The organism is Enterobacter adelaidei (genome assembly GCF_041937165.1).
In the GTDB taxonomy this organism is placed as follows: domain Bacteria; phylum Pseudomonadota; class Gammaproteobacteria; order Enterobacterales; family Enterobacteriaceae; genus Enterobacter; species Enterobacter adelaidei.
This window is the reverse complement of the sequence record NZ_CP154353.1, coordinates 114,479-132,077: the sequence shown is the minus strand read 5'-3', so window position 1 is coordinate 132,077 and position 17,599 is coordinate 114,479. Positions and strand designations below refer to the sequence as shown.

17 protein-coding genes are annotated in these 17,599 nt (G+C 52.9%); 8 read left to right on the top strand and 9 right to left on the bottom strand.

From position 1 onward, the window contains the following. Window positions 1-6 precede the first annotated feature (6 nt). From lldP to trmL, 5 genes are all read left to right on the top strand, one after another. Window positions 7-1,662 carry an L-lactate permease gene (gene lldP / locus AAHF05_RS00705; protein ID WP_374936426.1) on the top strand — a complete coding sequence of 552 codons (1,656 nt, stop codon included), beginning with the start codon at window positions 7-9 and terminating at the stop codon, window positions 1,660-1,662. Next, entirely contained in the window at window positions 1,659-2,432 is a 774-nt protein-coding gene (lldR, locus tag AAHF05_RS00700) for a transcriptional regulator LldR (protein ID WP_028017883.1), read from the top strand. Before lldP ends, lldR begins: the two co-directional genes overlap by 4 nt. Continuing rightward, window positions 2,429-3,616, top strand: coding sequence for a quinone-dependent L-lactate dehydrogenase (lldD, locus tag AAHF05_RS00695; RefSeq protein WP_028017882.1), 1,188 nt, complete (start codon window positions 2,429-2,431; stop codon window positions 3,614-3,616). The genes lldR and lldD overlap by 4 nt, the downstream gene beginning before the upstream one ends. 180 nt (window positions 3,617-3,796) lie before the next feature. Beyond that, window positions 3,797-5,137, top strand: a complete 1,341-nt coding sequence (locus AAHF05_RS00690) for an aromatic acid/H+ symport family MFS transporter (RefSeq protein ID WP_129324325.1) — start codon at window positions 3,797-3,799, stop codon at window positions 5,135-5,137. Window positions 5,138-5,182: 45 nt separating this feature from the next. Further along, window positions 5,183-5,656, top strand: coding sequence for a tRNA (uridine(34)/cytosine(34)/5-carboxymethylaminomethyluridine(34)-2'-O)-methyltransferase TrmL (gene trmL / locus AAHF05_RS00685; protein ID WP_028017880.1), 474 nt, complete (start codon window positions 5,183-5,185; stop codon window positions 5,654-5,656). Here the strand turns inward: trmL and cysE are convergent. The 5 genes from cysE to AAHF05_RS00660 form a co-directional block, all read right to left on the bottom strand. Then, a complete protein-coding gene (cysE, locus tag AAHF05_RS00680) occupies window positions 5,653-6,474 on the bottom strand; it encodes a serine O-acetyltransferase (RefSeq protein WP_008502718.1) in 822 nt (273 codons plus the stop codon). The two genes, trmL and cysE, sit on opposite strands and share 4 nt — an antisense overlap. 76 nt (window positions 6,475-6,550) lie before the next feature. Continuing rightward, complete coding sequence (gene gpsA / locus AAHF05_RS00675; RefSeq protein WP_129324326.1) at window positions 6,551-7,570, bottom strand: NAD(P)H-dependent glycerol-3-phosphate dehydrogenase; 1,020 nt, start codon at window positions 7,568-7,570, stop codon at window positions 6,551-6,553. Continuing rightward, window positions 7,570-8,037, bottom strand: a complete 468-nt coding sequence (secB, locus tag AAHF05_RS00670; RefSeq protein ID WP_003860835.1) for a protein-export chaperone SecB — start codon at window positions 8,035-8,037, stop codon at window positions 7,570-7,572. The genes gpsA and secB overlap by 1 nt, the downstream gene beginning before the upstream one ends. A gap of 32 nt (window positions 8,038-8,069) precedes the next feature. Continuing rightward, complete coding sequence (gene grxC / locus AAHF05_RS00665; RefSeq protein ID WP_129324327.1) at window positions 8,070-8,321, bottom strand: glutaredoxin 3; 252 nt, start codon at window positions 8,319-8,321, stop codon at window positions 8,070-8,072. Window positions 8,322-8,332: 11 nt separating this feature from the next. Then, window positions 8,333-8,764: a rhodanese-like domain-containing protein gene (locus AAHF05_RS00660; RefSeq protein ID WP_028017878.1), complete on the bottom strand. Its 432-nt coding sequence runs from the start codon at window positions 8,762-8,764 to the stop codon at window positions 8,333-8,335. A 248-nt stretch (window positions 8,765-9,012) separates the two neighbouring features. Between AAHF05_RS00660 and gpmM the strand changes: the two genes are divergently transcribed. The 3 genes from gpmM to AAHF05_RS00645 are packed head-to-tail and all read left to right on the top strand — an operon-like array spanning window position 9,013 to window position 12,786. Continuing rightward, complete coding sequence (gene gpmM, locus AAHF05_RS00655) at window positions 9,013-10,557, top strand: 2,3-bisphosphoglycerate-independent phosphoglycerate mutase (protein ID WP_129324328.1); 1,545 nt, start codon at window positions 9,013-9,015, stop codon at window positions 10,555-10,557. A 33-nt stretch (window positions 10,558-10,590) separates the two neighbouring features. Next, window positions 10,591-11,850, top strand: coding sequence for a murein hydrolase activator EnvC (envC, locus tag AAHF05_RS00650; RefSeq protein WP_241697877.1), 1,260 nt, complete (start codon window positions 10,591-10,593; stop codon window positions 11,848-11,850). Window positions 11,851-11,853: 3 nt separating this feature from the next. Then, on the top strand, window positions 11,854-12,786 hold the full coding sequence (locus AAHF05_RS00645) for a divergent polysaccharide deacetylase family protein (protein WP_049006975.1): 933 nt from the start codon (window positions 11,854-11,856) through the stop codon (window positions 12,784-12,786). 36 nt (window positions 12,787-12,822) lie between these two features. Here AAHF05_RS00645 and AAHF05_RS00640 read toward each other — a convergent pair whose 3' ends face one another. The 4 genes from AAHF05_RS00640 to AAHF05_RS00625 all read right to left on the bottom strand — a co-directional run bounded on the left by AAHF05_RS00640 (window position 12,823) and on the right by AAHF05_RS00625 (window position 17,583). After that, window positions 12,823-13,743 (bottom strand): capsular polysaccharide synthesis protein, encoded by a 921-nt coding sequence (locus AAHF05_RS00640; protein WP_332617790.1) that lies wholly within the window; start codon window positions 13,741-13,743, stop codon window positions 12,823-12,825. A gap of 15 nt (window positions 13,744-13,758) precedes the next feature. Continuing rightward, entirely contained in the window at window positions 13,759-14,607 is an 849-nt protein-coding gene (locus AAHF05_RS00635) for a glycosyltransferase (RefSeq protein WP_128348855.1), read from the bottom strand. 71 nt (window positions 14,608-14,678) lie between these two features. Continuing rightward, complete coding sequence (locus tag AAHF05_RS00630) at window positions 14,679-15,941, bottom strand: O-antigen ligase family protein (protein ID WP_332617784.1); 1,263 nt, start codon at window positions 15,939-15,941, stop codon at window positions 14,679-14,681. A gap of 61 nt (window positions 15,942-16,002) precedes the next feature. After that, a complete protein-coding gene (locus AAHF05_RS00625; RefSeq protein ID WP_129324330.1) occupies window positions 16,003-17,583 on the bottom strand; it encodes a phosphoethanolamine transferase in 1,581 nt (526 codons plus the stop codon). Window positions 17,584-17,599: the final 16 nt, after the last annotated feature.

Here is a 17,599-nt window from a genome sequence, read left to right as displayed (position 1 = left end):
ACCTGCATGAGCCTCTGGCAACAAAACTACGACCCGGCCGGAAATATCTGGCTGTCGAGCCTGATCGCATCGCTTCCGATCCTGTTCTTCTTCTTTGCGCTGATTAAGCTCAAGCTGAAGGGCTACCTCGCCGCGACGTATACCGTTGCTATCGCGCTGATGGTGGCATTGCTGTTCTACAAAATGCCGGTTGACCGTGCGCTGGCCTCTGTGGTCTACGGTTTCTTCTATGGCCTGTGGCCGATTGCGTGGATCATCATCGCCGCGGTCTTTGTCTATAAAATCTCGGTGAAAACCGGGCAGTTCGACATCATTCGCTCGTCAATCCTCTCCATCACGCCGGACCAGCGCCTGCAGATGCTGATTGTCGGCTTCTCCTTTGGGGCGTTCCTGGAAGGGGCAGCAGGTTTTGGGGCACCGGTGGCGATCACCGCCGCGCTGCTGGTCGGTCTGGGCTTTAACCCGCTGTATGCCGCGGGTCTGTGCCTGATTGTGAACACCGCCCCCGTCGCGTTTGGTGCGATGGGCATTCCGATTCTCGTGGCCGGACAGGTGACCGGGCTGGACAGCTTCGAGATTGGCCAGATGGTGGGCCGCCAACTGCCGTTCCTGACCATTATCGTGCTGTTCTGGATCATGGCGATTATGGACGGCTGGCGCGGCGTGAAGGAAACCTGGCCTGCGGTGATGGTGGCGGGTGGTTCGTTCGCCATCGCCCAGTATCTCAGCTCCAACTTCCTCGGCCCTGAACTGCCGGACATTATCTCTTCGCTGGTTTCGCTGGTTTGTCTGACGCTGTTCCTGAAGCGCTGGCAGCCGGTACGTATTTTCCGTTTTGCCGATATGGGCGCCTCTCAGGTCGATCAAACCCTGGCGCGTACAGGCTATACGGCAGGACAGGTGATCCGTGCCTGGTCGCCGTTCCTGTTCCTGACCGCAACGGTGACGCTGTGGAGCATCCCACCGTTTAAAGCCCTCTTCGCACCGGGTGGTGCACTGTACGACATGGTGATTAACATCTCCGTACCGTTCCTCGACAAGATGGTCGCCCGTATGCCGCCGGTGGTCCACGCCGCAACGCCGTATGCCGCGGTATACAAATTCGACTGGTTCTCCGCGACCGGTACGGCGATTCTGTTTGCCGCTATCCTTTCTGTTGTATGGCTGCGCATGAAGCCTGTCGCTGCAGTACAGACCTTTGCGGCGACCATTAAAGAGCTGATGCTGCCGATTTACTCCATCGGCATGGTGCTGGCGTTCGCGTTTATCTCGAACTATTCCGGTTTGTCATCAACGCTGGCGCTGGCGCTGGCGCATACCAGTCACGCATTCACCTTCTTCTCGCCGTTCCTCGGCTGGTTGGGGGTGTTCCTGACCGGTTCAGATACCTCGTCTAACGCCCTGTTTGCTGCTCTGCAGGCAACGGCGGCCCAACAGATTGGTGTGTCAGATGTCCTTCTGGTGGCAGCTAACACCACTGGCGGCGTGACCGGGAAAATGATCTCCCCGCAATCCATCGCCATTGCCTGTGCTGCGGTGGGACTGGTGGGTAGAGAGTCGGACCTGTTCCGCTTTACCGTGAAACACAGCCTGATATTCACCTGCATGGTCGGGGTGATCACCACCCTGCAGGCCTATGTCTTAACCTGGATGATTCCATGATAGTGATGCCCAGACGCCTGTCCGACGAGATCGCCTCTCGCGTGCGGGCGCTGATTGAAGAACAACAGCTGGAAGCGGGCATGAAATTGCCCGCCGAACGCCAACTCGCCGCCCAGCTTGGTGTATCACGTAATTCGCTGCGTGAGGCACTGGCGACACTGGTCAGCGAAGGGGTACTGGTAAGCCGCCGCGGTGGTGGCACGTTTGTCCGCTGGCAGCATGATGACTGGTCTGAGCAAAACATCGTTCAGCCACTGAAAACGCTGATGGAGAACGACCCGGACTACAGCTTCGACATCCTTGAAGCGCGTCATGCCATCGAAACCAGTACCGCCTGGCATGCAGCCATGCGGGCAACCGAGGCCGATAAAGAGAAGCTAAGAGCCTGTTTTGAGGCCACGCAGAGCAGTGACCCGGATATCGCCTCCCAGGCGGACGTGCGCTTTCACCTGGCGATTGCCGAGGCATCACACAACGTGGTTCTGCTGCAGACCATGCGCGGTTTCTTCGACTTGCTGCAATCCTCCGTGAAGCAGAGCCGCCAGCGTATGTATCTGGTTCCACCGGTGTTTGCCCAGTTGACCGAACAACACGAGGCGGTGCTTAACGCCATTCTGGCCGGTGATGCCGAGGCCGCGCGAAAAGCGATGATGGCGCATCTGGGCTTCGTACACACCACCATTAAACGATTCGATGAAGATCAGGCCCGACAGGCGCGTATTACCCGTCTGCCTGGCGACAGTGATATTTCCAGGGAGAACAAAGCATGATTATTTCAGCAGCCAGTGACTATCGCGCCGCGGCGCAGCGCATTTTGCCACCTTTCCTGTTTCACTATATCGACGGCGGGGCCTATGCCGAGCACACCCTGCGTCGCAATGTGGAAGACCTGTCGGAAGTGGCTCTGCGCCAGCGCGTGCTGAAGAATATGTCTGACCTGAGCCTTGAGACGAAATTGTTCAATGAAACGCTCTCCATGCCGGTCGCCCTCGCCCCCGTAGGCCTGTGCGGCATGTACGCCCGTCGTGGCGAAGTACAGGCGGCCGCGGCCGCGGATGCCAAAGGTATTCCGTTTACCCTCTCCACCGTTTCCGTCTGCCCGATTGAAGAAGTCGCTCCAACCATCAAGCGCCCGATGTGGTTCCAGCTGTACGTTCTGCGCGATCGTGGGTTTATGCGTAATGCGCTGGAGCGTGCCAAAGCGGCGGGTTGCTCAACGCTGGTCTTTACCGTCGATATGCCAACCCCCGGCGCACGCTACCGTGATGCTCACTCAGGCATGAGCGGCCCGAATGCCGCCCTGCGCCGTTACTGGCAGGCGGTGACGCATCCGCAATGGGCCTGGGATGTCGGTCTGAACGGCCGTCCACACGATCTGGGCAATATCTCGGCTTACCTTGGTAAACCTACCGGACTGGAGGATTACATCGGCTGGCTGGCAAATAACTTCGACCCGTCCATCTCCTGGAAAGACCTGGAGTGGATCCGCGATTTCTGGGACGGCCCGATGGTGATCAAAGGGATCCTCGACCCCGAAGATGCCCGCGACGCGGTACGCTTTGGCGCTGACGGGATTGTGGTTTCTAACCACGGCGGACGCCAGCTTGACGGTGTGCTCTCTTCCGCACGAGCCCTGCCTGCGATTGCCGATGCAGTGAAAGGCGACATCGCTATCCTGGCCGACAGCGGCATCCGCAGCGGGCTCGACGTGGTGCGTATGATCGCGCTGGGCGCTGACAGCGTACTGCTGGGGCGTGCGTATCTGTATGCGCTGGCGACGGCGGGCCAGGCGGGTGTGGCAAACCTGCTGAACCTGATCGAAAAAGAGATGAAGGTGGCGATGACGTTAACTGGCGCGAAAACGATTAGTGAGATCAGTAAGGATTCCCTGGTGCAGGAGTTAAGCAAATTACCGGCGGCGCTGGCTCCGCTTGCTCAGGGAAACGCAGCCTGAGTCTTCCCCATTAACACCTCTTTTTCACGCGCCCGATTCCCCCTCGGGCGCTTTTTTATGCCAAAAATAACATCCAGATAACATATTGGATAAGAAAATTTGACATCAACCTGCCGCGCGCAATTGTATAGACAAGCAAATACAAGAACACAAAAACAACATCACATCAGAGGGGAGCGTATGACATATTCAGGTAAGGTGGATATTCAGCAGGTGATCGATGAGAGTCCCTTTTCAGGGTTTCACTGGCTTCTTATCGTGCTGGGCTTTCTGGTTCTGGCGATCGATGGTTTTGATACGGCGGCGATGGGTTACATCGCGCCTACGCTGTCGGCAGAATGGGGGATACACAAACAGGATCTGGGGTCGGTGCTGAGCGCAGCGCTGCTGGGGCTGTCGTTGGGGGCACTTATCGCCGGTCCGGTATCGGACCGGATGGGACGCAAGCGCGTACTGGTCTTTTCGTGTCTGTTCTTCGGCCTCGCGAGCCTGGGAACGGCCTGGGCGCAAAGTCTGAATACGCTCACGCTGTGGCGCTTTTTGACGGGTCTGGGCCTCGGCGCTGCAATGCCCAACGCCATCACGCTGATCTCCGAGTTTGCCCCCCAGCGCTGCCGCGCCATGGCGATTAACACCATGTACTGCGGCTTCCCTCTGGGTGCGGCAGGCGGCGGCGCGATCTCTTCCTGGCTTATCCCCCACCACGGCTGGCGAAGCGTGCTGCTGACCGGCGCGATTGCTCCGCTGATTTTAACGCTGCTGCTGGCGCTGCTTTTACCGGAGTCAGTGAAGTTTCTGGTTCAGCGCGGGAAAGACGTCATGCAGATCCGCCGTATCGCCAGCCGATTCGCCCGCAGCACGCTGGAGAGTGCCACGGGCTTTTTCCTGGCGGAGGAGAAAGTCGTGTCTAAAAAAGGGAGCGTGGCGCAGTTGTTTTCTATGCCCTGGCTGCCCGGTACCCTGATGCTGTGGGTGACCTATTTTATGGGGCTGGTTATTTACTACGTCCTGCTGAGCTGGATGCCGACGCTGATGCAGGGGATGGGTTATGCTCTGGCGGAATCCGCCTGGCTCACCTCGCTGTTCACCTTCGGCGGTACCGCAGGCATTCTGCTCGCGGGCTGGATGATGGACCGCTGGGAAGCGCACAAGGTGGTCGCAGGGGGATTTGTCCTGACAATGGTACTGATCCTGTTACTCGGCCTTGAGCATAACCATATCGCCCTGTTTGGCGGACTCATTTTCCTGATGGGGATCGCAATGAACGGTGCGCAATCGGGCATGCAGACCCTGGCCGCGACCTTTTACCCTACCGAGTGCCGCGCGACAGGTATCGCCTGGATGCAGGGCATCGGCCGCTTTGGCGGCGTGGCGGGAACCATGACCAGCGCCCAGCTTCTTTCCATGCAGTGGCAGGCAGACAGTATTTTAATGATCCTCAGCGTACCCGCCCTGGTGGCCGCTGCGGCAACCGTATACAAAATGCTGTATAGCCGCTCGCAGGAACCCGGCGTCGCGTAGTTCCTCTCTTTTCTGCTATTCTGCCCCCGCAATTAAGGGGGCAGCATGCTTAACATCGTTTTATTCGAACCAGAAATCCCGCCGAATACCGGCAACATCATCCGCTTGTGTGCGAACACCGGTTTTCGCCTGCATATCATTGAACCAATGGGTTTTACGTGGGACGACAAACGTCTGCGGCGCGCGGGGCTGGATTATCATGAATTTACTGCCGTGGTGCGTCATCATGATTACGCCGCGTTTCTGGAAAGCGAAAAGCCACAACGTATGTTCGCCCTGACCACGAAAGGGACGCCTGCACACAGCGCAGTGAGCTATCAGGAAGGGGATTATCTGATGTTTGGCCCGGAAACCCGTGGCCTGCCCGCAATCATCCTGGACGCCCTGCCCGCTGAGCAAAAAATCCGTATTCCAATGATGCCGGACAGCCGCAGCATGAACCTGTCAAATGCGGTGTCAGTGGTTGTGTATGAAGCATGGCGCCAGTTGGGATACCCGGGCGCCATTCTCAGAAGTTAAATACCGTCCCCATACTCGAAGGTATGGTGGATACCGTTGAAGTGCTGATCCATATCCATTGACGGTTTATCGCTGTCTGGCTTGCCGACAATACGTGCCGGTACGCCAGCGGCGGTGGTGTGCGGCGGAACTGGCTGAAGCACGACTGAACCCGCACCAATCTTCGCCCCGCGCCCTACTTCGATATTGCCGAGGATCTTGGCACCTGCGCCAATCATCACCCCTTCACGGATCTTCGGGTGACGATCGCCGCTGGTTTTGCCCGTACCGCCCAGCGTGACCGATTGCAGAATAGAGACGTCATCTTCAATCACCGCCGTTTCACCGACAACAATGCCGGTGGCATGGTCGAGCATAATCCCACGGCCAATTTTCGCCGCCGGGTGGATATCAACCTGAAAGGTTACAGACACCTGGTTTTGCAGGAAGATGGCCAGCGCGCGGCGGCCTTCGTTCCACAGCCAGTGACCAATGCGGTAGGCCTGAAGCGCATGGAAGCCTTTCAGGTACAGCAGCGGTGTAGAGTATTTATCGACAGCCGGGTCACGCGTGCGCACAGCCTGGATATCACAGGCGGCAGAGGCGATCATTTCCGGATCTGCGGCGTAGGCCTCTTCTACCACTTCGCGAATGGCGATGGCAGGCATAATTGAGGAGGCCAGTTTGTTGGCAAGCATATAGCTCAGGGCGCTGCCGAGGTTTTCGTGCTTGAGTAGCGTCGCGTGGTAGAAACTGGCCAGCATAGGCTCGCAGTCGGCCAACGCCCGGGCTTCGGCTTTAATATTGTTCCAGACGATATCCAGTTCTTCACACGGCATTGCTTACTCCAGACGTAATAGTACGATCGGCCAGTCTCTGCTGGCCGTATCGTTGGGTGACAACGGTTCCCTGCGACTAGTTGCTGCTGCGCTCGTCCTTGCGCGCACGACCTAATAAGGTCAATGCTGCCTCGCGCGCATTTTTTCCGCAATACAATACCTGATAAATTTCCTCGGTTATTGGCATTTCAACGCCAAACCGATGGGCAAGTTCGCGAACTTCTTTGGTATTGCGGTAACCTTCAACCACCTGACCAATCTTCTCCTGCGCGCCTTTTACATCGCTGCCCTGTCCGAGCATCATGCCAAAGCGGCGGTTACGCGACTGGTTGTCGGTACAGGTCAGCACCAGGTCGCCCAGACCTGCCATCCCCATAAAGGTCGCCGGATCGGCACCCAGTGCCGCTCCCAGACGGGACATTTCTGTCAAACCACGGGTGATCAACGCCGTACGTGCGTTGGCACCAAAACCAATGCCGTCTGACATCCCGGCACCAATCGCAATCACGTTCTTCACCGCACCGCCCAGCTGCACGCCGATAAAATCGGGGTTGCTGTAGACGCGGAAGCTCTTGCCGCAGTGCAGCAGCTGTTGAAGATCGTCAGAGAAGGCCTGATCGGTTGAAGCCAGCGAAATCGCTGTTGGCAGGCCAGCAGCCAGCTCTTTAGCAAAGGTCGGGCCGGAGATGACCGCCAGCGGGATCTCATCACCCAGCGCTTCGCGGGCAACGTCCTGCAGCAGGCGTCCGGTTTCGGCTTCCAGTCCTTTCGTTGCCCATACAATACGTGCATCCGGACGCATCAGCGGCTTGATCTGGCGCAGCACTTCGCCAAAGACATGGCTTGGCACCACAATCAGAATGTTGCGGCTGGCTGCCAGTGCGGTCGCAAGATCGCTTTCCAGGTGCAGGGTGTCTGGGAACGGAACGTCAGGGAGAAACGCCACGTTGCAGCGGTCATGTTGCAACGTCGCGATATGTTTTGGATCGTGGCCCCACAGGACCACATCGTGACCATTTCTTGCCAGTGTGATGGCAAGAGCGGTGCCGTATGAGCCGGCACCGATCACAGTCATTGACGCATTAACAGTGCTCATCAGGCATCCTGATGTTGTTCAGCACCTTCGCCAGCTTGCTGCTGCAGATAGTTCATGAACAGCGCATCAAAGTTTACTGGCGCAAGGTTCAGTTGCGGGAATGTACCGCGAGAAACCAGGCTGGTGATGCATTCACGCGCATACGGGAACAGGATGTTCGGGCAGTATGCACCCAGGCAATGCGCCATCTGGTTGCCTTCAATGCCGCCGATGGAGAAAATGCCGCCCTGCTGTACTTCACACAGGAAAGCCGTTTCTTCGCCCAGAGAAGCGGTAACAGTCACACGCAGTACGACTTCATACACATCATCCGCCAGTTGGGTGGATGCGGTATCCAGATCAAGTTTAACCTCTGGCTGCCAATCTTTCTGGAAAACGTGTGGCGCATTTGGCGCTTCGAAAGAGACATCCTTGGTGTAGATGCGCTGGATCTGGAAAGTCATTTCGGTGTTGTTTTGTTCTGACATGGAAAAACCCTTTTTAATTGTCCTAAAGTCTCTTAGCGCAGCAGGGAATCGAGTCCACCACGTGCGTCGAGCGCATACAAGTCATCACAGCCGCCAATGTGCTGCGCATCAATAAAAATCTGCGGAACCGTCGTGCGACCACTACGTTGAATCATCTCTTCGCGTTTTGTCGCGTCACCGTCGATTGGCAATTCCTGGAACGTGACGCCTTTGCTGTTAAGCAGTGCTTTCGCACGATGGCAGAACGGACAGGTTGCTTTGGTGTAGATCTCAATATTGGCCATCACTGAACTCCTTATTTACCGCGAACCAAAGGAAGATTTTCCCCACTCCAGCCGGAAATACCTTCTTTCAGTACCGTTACGTTTTCGAAACCTGCTTTGTGCAGTGCGTTAGCCGATTCCTGCGCCTGCATGCCAGTACCATCCACGACGATAATTGGCTGGGCTTTATGCTTTTCCAGCTCACCAACGTTGTTCGCTTTGATTTCAGCAGGCAGCAGGTTGATAGAACCTGCGATGTGGCCTTTGCGGAAATCATCACGCTGACGGAGATCGACAACCACAGCGTCTTCTTTGTTGATCAGGCGCGTGGCTTCACCACGGGTGATCACCTTAATTTTAGACGTCAGCCCTTTAAAGGTAGTGAACAGCACAGCGGCCAACAGGCCAATCCACGCGATGCTCAGAACCGGGTGGCGGCTAACAAATTGCATAATTTCTTGCATGGGGGGTAACAACTCCCGACTAAGTGATTAAAAAAACCAGGACAGGAGTATACCTGTGCGTTGTGGCAAATACAGCCAGCGACATTAAGCTAATCCATTTTCTGCGGCATGCCACGAAAAAAAAGCCTCAAAATGACCAGAGAAGCGCCTTACCCCTACGCATTCTTTGATCTTCTGCGGCTATTTGATCGATTCAGCTGTAGTAAAATTACGCAAATTTTTCGTCTCTTGAGCATGAGGTTGTCGCAATGTCGGTTTCTAAAAAACCTATGGTACTGGTGATTCTGGATGGCTATGGCTACCGTGAAGATCAACAGGATAACGCCATTTTCAACGCCAAAACCCCGGTCATGGATGCACTGTGGGCAAAACGTCCCCATACCCTGATTGACGCATCCGGCCTGGAAGTCGGTCTGCCGGATCGCCAGATGGGTAACTCCGAAGTGGGTCACGTGAACCTGGGCGCGGGCCGTATCGTGTATCAGGATCTGACCCGCCTGGACGTTGAAATCAAAGAACGTACCTTCTTCTCCAACCCTGTTCTGTCTGGCGCGGTAGATAAAGCCGTGGCTGCAGGCAAAGCCGTTCACATCATGGGCCTGCTCTCTGCTGGCGGCGTTCACAGCCACGAAGATCACATCATGGCGATGGTTGAACTGGCCGCTGAGCGCGGTGCGGAAAAAATCTATCTGCACGCCTTCCTGGACGGTCGCGATACGCCACCACGCAGCGCAAAAGGCTCTCTGCAAGCCTTCGAAGAGAAATTCGCCGCGCTGGGTAAAGGCCGTGTGGCGTCCATTATTGGTCGTTACTACGCGATGGACCGCGACAATCGCTGGGATCGCGTTGAACAGGCCTATGACCTGATGACCCTGGCAAAAGGTGAGTTCCAGTTCGCCACCGCCGTTGAAGCCCTGGAAGCGGCTTATGCACGTGATGAAAACGACGAATTCGTGAAAGCGACCGTCATTCGTGCTGAAGGCCAGGCTGATGCCGCCATGGAAGATGGCGACGCGCTGATCTTCATGAACTTCCGTGCTGACCGCGCGCGTGAAATCACCCGTGCGTTCGTTAACAGCGATTTCGACGGTTTTGCCCGTAAGAAAGTGGTCAACCTCGATTTCATCCAGCTGACTGAATACGCGGCAGACATCAAAGCCCCATGCGCATATCCACCAGCCTCGCTGGCCAATACTTTTGGTGAGTGGATGGCGAAGAACGACAAAACGCAGTTGCGTATTTCCGAAACTGAAAAATACGCACACGTGACCTTCTTCTTCAACGGCGGCGTTGAAGAGCCGTTCAAAGGCGAAGACCGTATTCTGATCAACTCGCCGAAAGTGGCCACCTACGATCTGCAGCCAGAAATGAGCTCTGCGGAACTGACCGAAAAACTGGTTGCGGCCATCGAGAGCGGCAAGTACGACACCATCATCTGTAACTACCCAAATGGCGATATGGTTGGCCATACCGGGGTCATGGAAGCGGCGGTAAAAGCAGTTGAAGCGCTGGATCACTGTGTTGATCAGGTCGCGAAAGCCGTTGAATCTGTTGGCGGTCAGCTCCTGATCACCGCTGACCACGGTAACGCTGAACAGATGCGCGACCCGGCAACCGGCCAGGCACACACTGCCCATACCAACCTGCCTGTTCCACTGATTTATGTCGGTGATAAAGCCCTGAAAGCAGTTGAAGGCGGCAAGCTTTCTGACATCGCGCCAACCATGTTGTCGCTGATGGGTATGCCGATCCCTGAAGAGATGACTGGTAAGCCGCTGTTCATCGTGGAATAATCGCTCCCCATGAGGGGAAAGGCGATTTTTTCAATCACATGGGTCGTGAAGCCGCTTAGGTTATCAGTCAGACCTCTGTTTTACGCCAGCGCACTCAGCGCTGGCGTATTGCTGTGCGCCGCATCCGCCCACGCGGATGACCGCGACCAGCTCAAATCTATTCAGGCCGATATCGCCGCCAAAGAGCGTGCGGTACGTCAGCAACAACAGCAACGCGCGTCGCTGCTTGCTCAGCTTAAACAGCAGGAAGAGGCTATCTCCGCCGCCACGCGTAAACTCCGTGAAACACAAAACACCCTCGCCCAGTTGAATAAACAGATCGACGAGATGAACGCGTCGATTGCCAAACTGGAACGTCAGCGTGATGCGCAGGAACGCAACCTTGCAGCGCAGCTTGATGCCGCATTCCGCCAGGGTGAGCACACCGGCCTTCAGCTAATCCTCAGCGGTGAAGAGAGCCAGCGTGGTCAGCGCCTGCAGGCTTACTTTGGCTACCTGAACCAGGCGCGTCAGGAGACTATCGCGCAGCTGAAACAGACGCGCGAAGAGGTCACCACGCAAAAAGCCGAGCTGGAAGAAAAGCAGAGCCAGCAGCAGACGCTGCTCTACGATCAGCAGGCCCAGCAGGCAAAACTCGAGCAGGCACGTAACGAGCGTAAGAAAACGCTTTCTGGCCTTGAGTCCTCCATTCAGGAAGGGCAGAGCCAGTTGAGCGAAATGCGTGCCAACGAATCAAAACTGCGCAACAGCATCGCTCGGGCGGAAGCCGCGGCGAAAGCTCGCGCCGACAAAGAGGCCCGCGAGGCGCAGGCCGTTCGCGACAAACAGCAGGAAGCATCCCGCAAAGGGACAACCTACAAACCAAGCGAAAGCGAACGTTCCCTGATGTCGCGAACCGGTGGTTTGGGCTCTCCTCGCGGCCAGGCGTACTGGCCCGTACGTGGTTCAATTCTGCATCGTTATGGCGAACAGCTGCAGGGTGAGCTACGTTGGAAAGGGATAGTTATCGGTGCGTCTGAAGGTAGCGAAGTGAAAGCCATTGCCGATGGCCGCGTGATTCTGGCCGACTGGCTACAGGGTTACGGGCTGGTAGTGGTGGTCGAACACGGTAAAGGTGATATGAGTCTTTACGGCTACAACCAGAGCGCACTGGTCAGCGTCGGCACGCAGGTGCGCGCCGGCCAACCCATCGCCCTTGTGGGCAGCAGTGGCGGTCAGGGCCGCCCGTCACTCTATTTCGAAATTCGTCGCCAGGGTCAGGCGGTCAATCCACAGCCGTGGTTGGGAAGATAAGTTTTGCTTCAATTTCGTCGAATTGTTTTCTCCGTCGCCAGCGCACTGGCGCTGGCTGCACCGGTATACGCCGGTAAACTCGCCATTGTGATTGATGACTTCGGTTATCGTCCGCAAACTGAAAACCAGGTGCTGGCCATGCCGTCAGCCATCTCTGTTGCCGTCCTGCCCAATGCGCCGCACGCGCGCGAAATGGCGACCAAAGCCCATAACAGTGGACATCAGGTTCTCATCCATCTGCCGATGGCACCGCTCAGCAAGCAGCCACTGGAAAAAGATACACTGCGCCCGGATATGAGCAGCGATGAGATCGAGCGCATCATCCGCGACGCATACAACAAAGTGCCGTATGCCGTAGGGCTGAACAACCACATGGGCAGCGCGATGACATCGAGCCTGTATGGGATGCTCAAGGTGATGCAGGCGCTGGAGCGCTACAACCTCTACTTCCTCGATAGCATGACGATTGGCAACAGCCAGGCGATGCGCGCCGCTCAGGGAACGGGTGTGAAGGTGATTAAGCGCAAAGTGTTCCTGGATGATACGCAAAACGAAGCGGACATTCGCGTGCAGTTCAATCGTGCCGTGCAGCTGGCCAGACGCAATGGCTCAGCTATTGCTATCGGTCACCCGCATCCGTCTACCGTCCGTGTTCTGCAACAGATGCTGCCGACATTACCATCTGACATCACTCTGGTACGCCCGAGCGACCTGCTGAATGAACCGCAGGTGGACACCTCTACACCGAATTCGGCCCAGCCCGCTCCGACAGCTCCACGTAATCCGTTCCGCGGCGTGAAGAGTTGCAAACCAAAACAGCCGCCAGCGCCGGTCTACGCGACCCGCTTCTTCTCGGTGATTGGCGAAAGCATTGGAGAAAGCACGCTGGTGAAATACGTTCAGCAGCAATGGCAGGGATGGGGTAAGAAATCCTGATAACAAAAAGCCACCTTGCAGAAGGAGGCTTTTCTCTTACTCCAGATGGAAGGTACCATCAAGGATCTTGCTGTACACGGTTGGCTGACCGTTGTCCGAAGTGCGGTAAGATTCTTTATAAGATAATTTATAAATTCCGGTATTATCTTGTTTAAATTTTTCTATTAACTCAATAGAGCATCTATTGTTCATATTATGCTTAAGTAAGAAGCGTCTTTCCCCCAGAACAGGCTGTGCAAAAATAATTTTTTGAGCAATCGAGTCTTTCTCTAAGTAATAGCAAAAAACATAATCCATCAAAAAATAATCAATGGCCACATCATATTTTTGCCAGTATTTTATAAGGGTATTCATTATACAACCGATCAAGTAATCATTTTTTTTGGATGCAAGAAAATAAGTTGTCCAAAAACCATTACTGATGGACAAATAATTTTCTGGATGATTAAAACGCAACGAGCAAAATGACAAATCAAGGAGAGAAGGGGATAATTTTCGAGTCAAGAATATAGTAGCATCAAGCCAAACACCACCGTATTCATGAAGCAAACAACAACGCAATACATCCGAAAAGTGAGCTTTCCCAATTAATCCAGAATTATATTTTTCAATGATATCAGAAGGTAGAGAAAGGTAATTTGAGAAATTTTTATCAGTGATAATGATGACTTTAAACTCATCAGTATGTTTATAAACAGATGCAATACAACGTTTCACTAACTCAGGTGCACTCTCCAGCCCCTGAAACCAGCAAATCCAGATGATACGCGATTGCATCGGTTCCGTTACGTCTAAATCCTCAGACTGAACCTTCAGCTCATCAATAACACTAAAAATCATCTCTTTTTTCTTCTGTTCGAAATGACTTGCCGCACGCTGAAAAAGAGAAAGACCCGTTTTTTTGTGCCAACGATGTGTTTTCTTGATAAGTTTGTTCGTTACATTGATATTCATCATTTCACCTAATCAAATTCAGAACAACTCTTTTAACGTACGGCGGAATAGTTTCATTCTTAGCTTCGCGTCTTTTTTATGTCCACGTAATAAACAGTTCATACGTGTAGATTTAAAACCGCGAAACGACATAAGTTGAAAAAGATTATTACTGCGCGTAATCTCAGACATATGCTCACGATATTTAAAATAGAGCTTCCGGTAAGCATTATATTTTTTAATTTGCGAGGTAATTCGATTACTGCCGTGCTCAGCATCCACCATGGCAGTGCTAAAACTATATTTAATACCAGGACCATATTTCAGGATTAATTTAATCCAGACATCGCGATCCTGCTGTTGTTTAATCTCAGGGGAAAAACCACCCACACCTGACAGTTTCTCTTTTGTTGTCAGTACCTGATTACCCACCACGTTTTCACAGAGGATATCCTGTAAACCAATGATTCTTTTATCGTTGGTATCTGGATAGGTGCGGTGAGTTTTATCCAGTCGGGCAGGCGTATCCGTGACAAAGGCATAGTTTTCATCGTAGCGCGAAACCAGCTTTGATAAACGCTCAGGGAGGAAATAGTCGTCGTCATCCAGACCGGTGACAAACACGCCGTGCGAGAGTGCGTAACCCCGGTTGCGGCTGAAATTGGAACCGCTGTTCTTCTCATTACGTTCGTAGGTGAAATGCACGAAGCGCGCTTCACACTCCGCGCGCATACGCTCAATAAGTTGCGCAGTTTTTTCATTAGAACAGTCATCCACAATAACCAGTTCTACCGCAGGATATGTCTGAGCAATAACTGAACGAATTGCGCGTTCCAGCAACTCCTCTCTGTTGTAAGTAGTGATGATTACTGAAATCAGTTCGTTCATGGCGTGCTCGTCTGGTAAAAGATATTTCTCCATCGGGAGAATACCTTTTTCCCGATGGAGAATCAAAATGATTACTTAATGACCGTTCGATGTTTGTTTTGTTCCAGGAAAACAATCGACATTATAAGTGTTAGCATCCAGGCAACAGGCGTTGTTTTAGAATAGAACATTACGCCGCCCACTCCAAACATAACTATCGAAACGAGGAAAGCGAAAAGAATAATACTTTTACGTTTACGCAGTGCATACCAGCCAAGCGATATCACAAAAAGAATATAAAGAATAATGCCTGAAGGGCCTTTTAAAGAGAGTGTTTCAATGATTTCATTATGAAGATGACCACGGATGTAACCCAATGCGCCTGACAAGCTTGGATCCTTTTTTATTTCTTCCAGGATTATAGTGTTCCGCTCATCTGTAGACTGCCACAAATAATTATTTTTAGATGCTATCAGCCCCGACTTCCACATCGCTAAACGGGCGCCAACCGAAGTGACACTGTTCGCTTTATCATAGGAAACGATGTCGCTATTAAAGTCATGATAACGCTGAATCAGGCTGTCCTTCATCATAAATGCGCCAGCCAACAATGCAATCAGGAAAACAGAAACCCCTTTCCACGGGATATGCTTTTCCTTGTACAGCTTCACCACCAGCAAACCGAAGAAAATAATCGGATAGGTCAGAATGGCGGCACGCGTTTCTGTCGCCACCAGTACCAGGAAGGTAATAAAAAAGTGCCCAAGGATAAACAGCTCTTTCCATCTGCTTGAACTGTGTTGTAGCACCAGAATCGTGTAGAACGAGATAAATGCAATGGTATAAGCAGCCCCTGTCGCATCCGCACCACCAGCAAGGGAGAGCGTTACCCTTTGGTTTTCAAGAAACAGATGTTGGTACCCGGCGTAGGCAACGATCATCAATTGCAATGCGATGACCAGTAACATATGGATCTTATTGCAGCCTACTTTGAGCTGATTACGGTTTACAAACACAAAAATGGAGAAAGCCCCAAACAGGCAGATTTTCCCGACTTCCAGGTAAGCGCGATACGAGTTGATCGCTTCGCTATCAACCTTATACATCCGGTACCAGATCAGATCGCAAACCCCGATGATCAGCAGAACCAGACAAAGCCAGAATGCATCATTCTTTCTGAAGTTTTTAATATCCAACAAGAAAATCACTAATGCGGTTATACCCGCCAGCCCCAAAATTTTCGCGGATAAATTAGGTGAAACCACGACGCAACCAAAAGCAAGCGCGCACAGTCCGAAGAGTAATTGCAACAATGCAAACTGGACCTTATCTCGTTCTACATTAATCATCATCATTCCATTTACTAAAAGTAAAGCAGGCTAGCACACCGCTAAAAACAAGTTTATCGCACCAGTGTTAACGAATATTACGCCAGTCATAGGACTTCCCGGTTGTGTCCAGCACGGTAACATCCTTATTGTAACCCGCAAGCCAGGACTGTACCGTCTGAACAGGCTCTCCCTGACGGTGGATCCCAAGCCACAGTTCAGCAAGCGTATTAACGTCATCAGCAGACCAAACGGTATTGTAATCTCCGGTATACTTTTTATCCGAATCAACCTGTTGTCCATACCAGATAAACGCCGGGATATGCAGAGCTTCTCTCGGAGGATTAACGTTGCCATGAGAGTAAGCCACAGCGCGCTTCGGATCGCGAATCAGGCCATGATCGGAGAAATACATGACCGAAGAGCGCGAGTTTTCCAGCAAGCTAAACACCTTGCCCATCAACTTATCCGTATAGCGCACCGAGTTGTCATAACAATCATCGGCTTCATTATCACCGTGTAGCACCGCCTCACTGGCCGGGAAACGTCGACAGGAAGGCTCATGGCTCCCATATAAATGCAGGACGACCAGTTTTTTGCCCGGTGTTTTAAGCGCATTCTGCAACAGAGGCAGCAGGTCTTCATCGTAGCCGCCGTCAATCCATTCATGCTGTCTGGTGTTCATGGCAATTCCGGTGATGACGTTGTTATGCGCCCCACCCTTGCCCTGACGACTAAACCAGTAAGTATCATATCCCGCCTTATTCGCGATATTGATGACGTTATCGCCATATTTTTTCGGATCGCGCGCATTCACGGCATCAGCGGTCAACGCCAGTGGCACGGCCATAATTGTAACCGGTGCTGGCGTCACAGCATTACGGAACAGTAAAAGCTGCGATTTTTGCTTCTCCAGCTCCGGTGTAGTATCTCGTTGATAACCATAGATACCCATATTTGCCGTACGCTCGGACTCGCCAATGATCAGCACATAATTTTCGATGCCGGTTTCGGTTAGCGCGATCTTATAATCAGGGATGTTGTTACCGATGTTGGCGACTACTGCATTATCTTCAATCGCCTGCATGAAAACTTTTGCCGTGCTAACAGGCGTCGCCTGAACCACACGCTGCGCCAGACTTTCAACACTGCTTTTCCGGAGCTGGTGCTGTAACGCCTGACCATAAAAAGACAGCAGCGTGACGACAAGTACGATGGCTGGCCAGCGACGAAAACGCGGTGCGACAGGCCACATGCCGGTATTGGCGGTATAAATAAATAATGCAGACAGGGCAATAAAGGTCAGACAATCGCGCCAGTACAAGCCGAGCATCGAACTTGCTTCACCTGGTGTCGTGTTGAGTACGCTCAGCGCAAACCCATAGCTAAACGCTGAATTGAAATTATTCCATGCGTATAACTGTAAAGTAATATCTGCCGCAACCGGAATTAATAAAATAATCGCCAGTACATTTCTGATTAATTTATTGTTTATACATTTCAGTGTCAGCAATATCAGGGCAAAAACCAGCGTACGGTTAATCACCGCATTATATTTGGCATTGATAATATTTACGCCAATGACTATTAGCAGAGAAATCACTACCGTTAAAAAAGCGGCAAGCCGTGGAGGGGTATCAACCAACTTTTGCGAAAACAATGTCGACATAATGACCTGATTAGCC

Excerpts from the sequence above, each read along its gene's own strand:
- trmL (WP_028017880.1), top strand. The coding sequence starts at position 5,183 with ATGCTTAACATCGTTTTATTCGAACCAGAAATCCCGCCGAATACCGGC.
- AAHF05_RS00640 (WP_332617790.1), bottom strand. The coding sequence starts at position 13,743 with ATGATGAATATCAATGTAACGAACAAACTTATCAAGAAAACACATCGT.
- gpmM (WP_129324328.1), top strand. The coding sequence starts at position 9,013 with ATGTCGGTTTCTAAAAAACCTATGGTACTGGTGATTCTGGATGGCTAT.
- grxC (WP_129324327.1), bottom strand. The coding sequence starts at position 8,321 with ATGGCCAATATTGAGATCTACACCAAAGCAACCTGTCCGTTCTGCCAT.
- lldR (WP_028017883.1), top strand. The coding sequence starts at position 1,659 with ATGATAGTGATGCCCAGACGCCTGTCCGACGAGATCGCCTCTCGCGTG.
- AAHF05_RS00625 (WP_129324330.1), bottom strand. The coding sequence starts at position 17,583 with ATGTCGACATTGTTTTCGCAAAAGTTGGTTGATACCCCTCCACGGCTT.
- AAHF05_RS00660 (WP_028017878.1), bottom strand. The coding sequence starts at position 8,764 with ATGCAAGAAATTATGCAATTTGTTAGCCGCCACCCGGTTCTGAGCATC.
- lldP (WP_374936426.1), top strand. The coding sequence starts at position 7 with ATGAGCCTCTGGCAACAAAACTACGACCCGGCCGGAAATATCTGGCTG.
- gpsA (WP_129324326.1), bottom strand. The coding sequence starts at position 7,570 with ATGAGCACTGTTAATGCGTCAATGACTGTGATCGGTGCCGGCTCATAC.
- cysE (WP_008502718.1), bottom strand. The coding sequence starts at position 6,474 with ATGCCGTGTGAAGAACTGGATATCGTCTGGAACAATATTAAAGCCGAA.
- AAHF05_RS00690 (WP_129324325.1), top strand. The coding sequence starts at position 3,797 with ATGACATATTCAGGTAAGGTGGATATTCAGCAGGTGATCGATGAGAGT.
- secB (WP_003860835.1), bottom strand. The coding sequence starts at position 8,037 with ATGTCAGAACAAAACAACACCGAAATGACTTTCCAGATCCAGCGCATC.
- AAHF05_RS00635 (WP_128348855.1), bottom strand. The coding sequence starts at position 14,607 with ATGAACGAACTGATTTCAGTAATCATCACTACTTACAACAGAGAGGAG.
- AAHF05_RS00630 (WP_332617784.1), bottom strand. The coding sequence starts at position 15,941 with ATGATGATGATTAATGTAGAACGAGATAAGGTCCAGTTTGCATTGTTG.
- lldD (WP_028017882.1), top strand. The coding sequence starts at position 2,429 with ATGATTATTTCAGCAGCCAGTGACTATCGCGCCGCGGCGCAGCGCATT.